General features: G+C 56.0%; 8 protein-coding genes. 1 reads left to right on the top strand and 7 read right to left on the bottom strand.

Annotated elements, in window-relative coordinates:
* Positions 1–466, top strand: a 466-nt coding sequence (locus AC2FLJ_RS21610; RefSeq protein ID WP_496707589.1) for a hypothetical protein, incomplete at its 5' end; no start/stop codon positions are given.
* Positions 467–595: 129 nt separating this feature from the next.
* On the opposite strand, the gene AC2FLJ_RS21605 is transcribed toward AC2FLJ_RS21610, so the two are convergent.
* From AC2FLJ_RS21605 to AC2FLJ_RS21575, 7 genes are all read right to left on the bottom strand, one after another.
* On the bottom strand, positions 596–796 hold the full coding sequence (locus AC2FLJ_RS21605) for a hypothetical protein (protein ID WP_496707588.1): 201 nt from the start codon (positions 794–796) through the stop codon (positions 596–598).
* Positions 797–1,427: 631 nt separating this feature from the next.
* Positions 1,428–2,030, bottom strand: a complete 603-nt coding sequence (locus tag AC2FLJ_RS21600; RefSeq protein WP_496707586.1) for a class I SAM-dependent DNA methyltransferase — start codon at positions 2,028–2,030, stop codon at positions 1,428–1,430.
* A gap of 246 nt (positions 2,031–2,276) precedes the next feature.
* Complete coding sequence (locus tag AC2FLJ_RS21595; protein WP_496707584.1) at positions 2,277–2,819, bottom strand: hypothetical protein; 543 nt, start codon at positions 2,817–2,819, stop codon at positions 2,277–2,279.
* A 22-nt stretch (positions 2,820–2,841) separates the two neighbouring features.
* The gene (locus AC2FLJ_RS21590) at positions 2,842–3,132 is read right to left on the bottom strand and encodes an addiction module antidote protein (RefSeq protein WP_170766490.1); all 291 of its coding nucleotides are present in this window, start codon (positions 3,130–3,132) and stop codon (positions 2,842–2,844) included.
* Positions 3,133–3,137: 5 nt separating this feature from the next.
* On the bottom strand, positions 3,138–3,431 hold the full coding sequence (locus AC2FLJ_RS21585; RefSeq protein ID WP_496707582.1) for a type II toxin-antitoxin system RelE/ParE family toxin: 294 nt from the start codon (positions 3,429–3,431) through the stop codon (positions 3,138–3,140).
* Positions 3,432–3,545: 114 nt separating this feature from the next.
* Positions 3,546–5,411: a ParB/RepB/Spo0J family partition protein gene (locus tag AC2FLJ_RS21580; protein WP_496707580.1), complete on the bottom strand. Its 1,866-nt coding sequence runs from the start codon at positions 5,409–5,411 to the stop codon at positions 3,546–3,548.
* A gap of 218 nt (positions 5,412–5,629) precedes the next feature.
* Positions 5,630–6,022, bottom strand: coding sequence for a DUF3768 domain-containing protein (locus AC2FLJ_RS21575; RefSeq protein ID WP_496707578.1), 393 nt, complete (start codon positions 6,020–6,022; stop codon positions 5,630–5,632).
* Between the last annotated feature and the right edge of the window lie 152 nt (positions 6,023–6,174).

Below are 6,174 nucleotides of genomic sequence, written 5' to 3'. Positions count from 1 at the left end.
AGTTCATCCAAATGGCGGGATAAACTGCTCGCCAAATCCACTGATGCTTTGCCATCTAAAAAGTTTGCGACAGAACCAAGGCAAACGCACGGAAAAGACAGTGGTATCGGTGGGCTTACTCAATGCATACCTCTGGTTGTATTTTGAGTTTGTAACACAACTACCTTATCCTGTCATACACTCCAAGAGGAAACCGGGGGTGATTTTAGAAATCCGCATTTTCTCAAATTGCCCTCGGAACAGTTTTGCTCTTGGAGGCAATCTCCACGCCGGGAAAAGGGTCCCGCCCCTTTTCCAGCCAGCAGGCGTGGGTGCCGGTGGACTGGCGCAGGGCAATCATGCACCGCATGGGCTGCCCGAACGGCGCCCGTCACATACCGGCACATTCAAGTTCATTATGGCATTTTTTGCGCGCCTCAGCGCGCTCAGTTTCCCGCCGCTACCGCGGCGGGTGTGGCAGGGCTGAGCATAACTGAGTTGTGGTGGGACGGTGTCCCTGCCCGGCCGTTGGGCCGCGCGCCACGTGTGGCGCATATGTGGTCCGGGCTATGGCCGGAGCAATGGAAAGGGCGGCTTGCGCCGCCCTGCCCTCTCGTCACTCGGTGACCGGCTCGTCATCGACCCGCTTCGGGAAGGCCACCATCTCGACACCGGGGAACATGCTGTGCCGGACCTGGATCGAGGTGATGTTGCCGGTCTCATCGGTATTGACGAAGAGAACCCCGCAGCGATCCCAGAAAGTCTTGCCTTCTTTTTCGCCGGTCTTCACGTTCAGTTTCAGAGTTTGAGTTGCCATTGTTTGATCCTCGCTTTGGCGTGTTTCGATGAACATGGGAAAAGCGGGCATCAAGGGGATGTCAGCAGGGAATTTGATCCGCGCGGAATGCGCCGCAGGCGCAGGGGAAATTCCTTGTTGAAGCGCGGTGCCCGGCCCGGGCACCACGCGTCTTCCCCGACTTCCCGCTTATGTTCATCTCTTCAGAAACACGGCAGCCGAGAATCTTCTCCGGCAACGAGGTTGAAACTGTCAGGCCAAGTGAAAGGAAGGACGCTCTGGGATCGCTGCGCGCGGGTCATCTGAACAATGCGAAGTGGTGAGCGGCGGCATCATCACCATGGTCCGACACAGGCGCAGTGTTCAGTTCCGGGTGCGGGTGTGGCCTTTCTGGGTCAGAATGACCCGCGTGGCAAAGGTGGGAGGATCACCGGTGGCAAAAGTCGCCCTTTCCAACTGGCGAAGGCCAAAGACCAGACGGTCCGGCCCTGGACCGCGCTTGCGCGGATCAGGTTAACAGGCGGACTCAATTTGAAATGGCGGAGTCTGACCAATAACCGGTGCTAAATCTCTAAGTTGAACTTTGCTGCCCGAGCCATATCAATGGCCAGCTAAGCGAACGCACGGGATGCTCCCGCATCCACGCTCAAATTCATTCCGGAATGCAAATGCCCGCTCCCATCAAAACAGGCATTGTCTGCGCATCAGAATTAATCTCGAATACCTGTTCGACCCGAATTGAGCCAAATCGTGCCGCCTCCAGCGCGGTTTTCATTTGATGGGTCGTCAATCCAAAGCCGCCATCATCTGACGCCTGCCAATCCCACTGTACGAACTGCCCACCCTTGTTGAGCAATCCCGCCAGCACTGCCACGGCTCCAGTGTAATCCTGAAGAAAGGCACAAACGGAAGAGGCGCAGATCAAATCGAATCCTGAGAACCCAGTCTCCAAGCCCTGAACATTTCCTGCTAGCATATCTCCGTGAACGGCCCTGACATTGGGCAGGTTCTTTGCCTTCAGGACCGCAATCATATTCTCCGAGGTATCAACCGCGACAACTTCCGCCACATGCGGCGCAATTTTTTCCGCCAGCAATCCGGTGCCGCATCCAAAGTCGAGCACACGCTTTGATCGCCAAGTCTTCCCGCTAAGATCCAGGTGCTCGTCGAGCGAAGTAAATGCGCAACCGGCGTAACATCTGACGTCGCTATTGTCGTCCCAACCATCGGCATAGTCATTCCAGTCGTCCGTCATGTTGTTTGCGTTTCCTTCTGGATTTGGGTCGGCTCCAACCTATGTGCGCTGAGGCAGATGCGCTAATGGGAACGCACGACATTCTCGAGGTTGGCGACAACAGTCAATATGGGTTTGAGACGACCTTTGGAGGAAAATGAGGCGGCCTCGGCAAGCCTCTACCAACAGTCTCGCACCCAAGAAAGAGGCCCACCGAAGCGGGCCACAAGTTTAACCTCAGGGAACTCTACAGGTATTGAGAACAGGCTACCGCTTGCGCGCGCGATCGACAACACCGTCCGCTGTAATGGTGGCAATGCGATCCTCGGTGCGCCGGGTCATTTCCACCCCGTCACCTGTCATATGCGCCTCGGCAAACTCGGTGAACTTGAAGATGCTGCCATCGGCTTCCACATGGGTTTCGTCTTCTTCTGAGCGGCGTTTCACTGACCCGTCATGCCGGATTTCGATGAGCGTGTTGTCAGCCATTCGCACCGTCACGGAATGCTCATCCACAGCCACACCCTGCCACCACATTTCCGCATCGCGGCGCACCACGATCCGGTTAGGGTGCAATTTTATTTGCACGTCCTGCGCGGTCTCTGCTTCAGCGGATTTGACAACAACAATCGCTTCCTGCGCGGTCGGGTCGTTATGGATCGATGCGCTTCCGTTCTTGGGCGGCCAGAGCCTTGGCTGCGTGCGCGGCTTGCCCTTCTGATCCGTATGAAACCCGACAAACATCTGCGCGGATTTCCAAACGCGGCGAATGGTCTTTTCGGCTGTTGAAGGAGCTACATCGGTAGACATGGTGGGTTGCCTTCTAAAACGGTTAACTCACGTGCATTTTCGGGGTGAGCGTAACACCCACAGCACTCAGCACTTTGAGGATGGTGCCAAATTCCGGATTGCCGTTTTCGCTAAGCGCACGATAGAGACTTTCCCGAGACAGGCCGGATTTGTCGGCTACGCTCGACATACCTTTGGCCTTAGCAACATCGCCAAGAGCTGATGCGATCAGGGCCGTGTCACTGGTTTCAAAAGCCGCTTCAAGATAGGCTTGAATGGCTTCGGGGCTGTCCAGATAGTCAGCCGCTTCAAACTTCGTTGTTTTGACACCCATGTTTTTCACTCCAACTCTTTTGCCATCGCTTTGGCGGTTTTGATGTCCGCTTGCTGGGATGACTTGTCTCCCCCGCAGAGCAAAATTATCAAAACGTCACCGCGCGACACGTAGTAAACGCGATACCCCTTACCCTCAGAAATACGCAGTTCACTGACACCTTCACCAACCGGCTTCACGTCACCGGGATTGCCCAGGCTCAACCGCGTGATGCGAACCAATATCCTGGCTTTCGCTCTTTGGTCCTTCAATCCCTTGAGCCATTTATCAAACAGGGCAGTCTTGCGAATTTCTATCATACCCAAATGTAGCCTACAAGCTACATCCTTTCAAGTGAAGAAAGCGTAAAGCATTGAATTAAAAGAGAACAACACCGCTGAAAGGTAGGGCGCTAAGCGCCCCACCCGATTGTTTCAGAAGCACTCCGGCACCCAAGCATCGATCCGGGCTTTCTGTGCCTCGGTCACGCCCAGTGCAGCCTGATGTTCATTGTCATTGAACAGCTTGTGCATCGCTTCGTTCTTCGCGCCTTTCTTGGATTTCGTGAAGGCTTTGAACATGTCGGTGTCGACATGCAGGTCCAGCAGGTGTTTGTAGAGATCATCCAGCTGCCAGCCTTTCAGCCGTTTGAAGCAGTTCTCAGCCGAGGGCGTCCAGATCGCGCGCATGTTCGCTTCGATTTCACCCTCGATCTCTGCCATGAACTCTGCGCGCTGGGTCAGGAACCGCCGGGCCAGAAAACCTGTGATCTCTCCATTGCGGGTCTTCTTGCCCAGTTCGCGAAACGCCTTGAACGCCTCGACGCTGCCTTTTGCGGCCATCTCCTGGAATTGGTCATAGGCTGCGTCTGCGGCCTCATCCCGCTCCCCGCCGAGGCGCGGGTCGAGGATGAACTGGTCATCGATCTCAGGTGTGTTCCGTTCAGCGCCACCATAGCCAAACCCAAACAGATTGCTGGTCAGACCGGAAGCCGGGGTGGTGGAGAAGGCAAACAGGCTCAACACATAGTCAGGCTTGTCCAGCAGGGCCGTTTGAACCGCCGCCAGCCGGATCGCCACCATGTCATCGATGAACTTCTGCGAATAGGCCGGTTTAGGTGCTTCTTTGATCTCCGGCTCTTTGACCGGGGCCAGTACACCCGCCTCAATGGCAGCCTGCATATGTTCTGCCGCGACATAGGCCGATGTTGTTTTGATCTCGCCAGTGTTGCTGACATAGAGGAATACGCCGGACAGCTTGCGCTGATCGTCAGAATAGAACGGCGCAGCATAGTCCTCGAGCGCGGCCAGCTCCTTTTCGCCAGCCTCGTCCAGAGCTTCACCTTCATGAAGTTCCGCAACTTCGTCATACCGTTCGGCCTGTTCTTCGGTGAAGTCCCGGTTCACCATATCCAGACGGTGCATGCCTTCACTTCCCGAGAACCCATAGGGAATATAACTTTCATCATGGGTCTCCACCCAGTCCCAGCCATCCGCTTCGCGCAGCTTCTCTGCTTCTGCCGCCAGTTTCTCAGCAAACAGGTGATCCAGTAGCGCGCCGTCATTGAACAGGGTCTCATCGGCAAAGAGATCGGCGGTGACCGTGCCACCCGCTTCAACATAGGCCTCCTGCCCCACAAACACGGCCTTGCGGTTGGTGCTGCTAACAGCCTCGGACGTCAGGGCCTGTTTGACATCATGCTCACTGAACCACCGGCAGTCCCTGGCTCGTTCCAGCACTTGCAGAATTTTCTCTTCCTCGGTGCTGACTGTCATGGCCTTGGCCAGCCCCATGCTGATCTCACCAGCTTTGAGCGCGTCCAATACGGCAGCGGGCAGACCGGCCAATGCGAGGCGGCGGCGCACATGGGCTTCGGTCACGCCAAACGCATTGCTGATCTTGGCAACAGACAAAGATTTCTCCGCCATTTTACCATAGGCACGGACCTCGTCCACCGGTTCCAGTTCCTCACGGGCGGTGTTTTCCGCATTGGCCCATTGTTCGGCCACAAACGGGTTGTCTGTGACTTTCACGGGGACCTGTGCCAGATCGGGGCGTTCAGTCACGGCGATATTCAGAGCCCGCAGGCGGCGGCCACCGGCAACGATGGCGACTTTGCCATCCGCATCGCGCAAGCCGCTCAAGTTCTGGATCAGACCGCACATGACCAGACTATCAGCCAGCAGGGCAATCCCCTCCTCGGTAACGTCCTGACGCGGGTTCAGGTTGGACAGGTAGAGATCGGACAGGGCGATGGTTTCGATGGTCTCCGGTGCGGTGAATGTTTCGAGTTTGCTCATGGGGCAAATCCTTGTTTGAGTGTTTCGCTTCGTGTTAAGGATGCCCTACCCCTCATGGGGTAGAGCGTGGCCGCTTAAACGGCTGCGTTTTTGATCAGGAAGCGGCGTCCGATGTCGAAGTCATCGCCCTTCCTGATTAGCGCCCACGCTTCTGCGATACGCTGCTGCAAGATTTCATTGCTCATGGTGTTCACCTCCTTTCTGGTTTGGGATTGGGATCAGTATTCGCTGGGGCACATGATGGTCAGAACGCGACGCGTCACTGCGGGATCAAACGGGCGGTCGGAGCCGTATTTGTAATCCGCGTCGTAGAGGTCAATTTTCCAGAACAGCTTCTGGCCGCTGACGATCACTGTTCCGAAAGTGTGATCGCCGTAGGGGTCATTGCCCTCGTCAAACCGGTCATCAGATGCCACCGCCGACAAAGCTGCGGTCTGAAATTCCATCCCTTCGCCGGACACGCCGGGCGTCACGAAAACCTGTCCCTGAATGCCTTTGGAGTGCATCTCGATTGCCGCATTCGGATTGATCAGAGCTTTCCGAAACAGGTCATTCTCAGCCGCTTGAAGGCTAGTGTCATTTTCGATGTCTGTTGTTGCTTCACTGTTCAAAACCGTCTCTCCTTTGTGGTGCGACCTCCGGGACTGATTCCTTTTGGTGCTGGTTTTGAGCCGAGCCCTGAAAGGGCGTCGTCTCTAAAACCTGCCCCGTGGCGAACGCGGAGAGGGGCGAGACAGGACAAATCGACAAGAGTGGTGCGGCC

Source organism: Ruegeria sp. CDSA034, from assembly GCF_059612275.1.
This window is presented reverse-complemented; position numbering and strand designations above follow the sequence as displayed.

What these genes read in the sequence shown, in the direction of transcription:
- AC2FLJ_RS21580 (WP_496707580.1), bottom strand. Translation starts at nt 5,411, where the DNA reads ATGAGCAAACTCGAAACATTCACCGCACCGGAGACCATCGAAACCATC.
- AC2FLJ_RS21600 (WP_496707586.1), bottom strand. Translation starts at nt 2,030, where the DNA reads ATGACGGACGACTGGAATGACTATGCCGATGGTTGGGACGACAATAGC.
- AC2FLJ_RS21595 (WP_496707584.1), bottom strand. Translation starts at nt 2,819, where the DNA reads ATGTCTACCGATGTAGCTCCTTCAACAGCCGAAAAGACCATTCGCCGC.
- AC2FLJ_RS21590 (WP_170766490.1), bottom strand. Translation starts at nt 3,132, where the DNA reads ATGGGTGTCAAAACAACGAAGTTTGAAGCGGCTGACTATCTGGACAGC.
- AC2FLJ_RS21605 (WP_496707588.1), bottom strand. Translation starts at nt 796, where the DNA reads ATGGCAACTCAAACTCTGAAACTGAACGTGAAGACCGGCGAAAAAGAA.
- AC2FLJ_RS21585 (WP_496707582.1), bottom strand. Translation starts at nt 3,431, where the DNA reads ATGATAGAAATTCGCAAGACTGCCCTGTTTGATAAATGGCTCAAGGGA.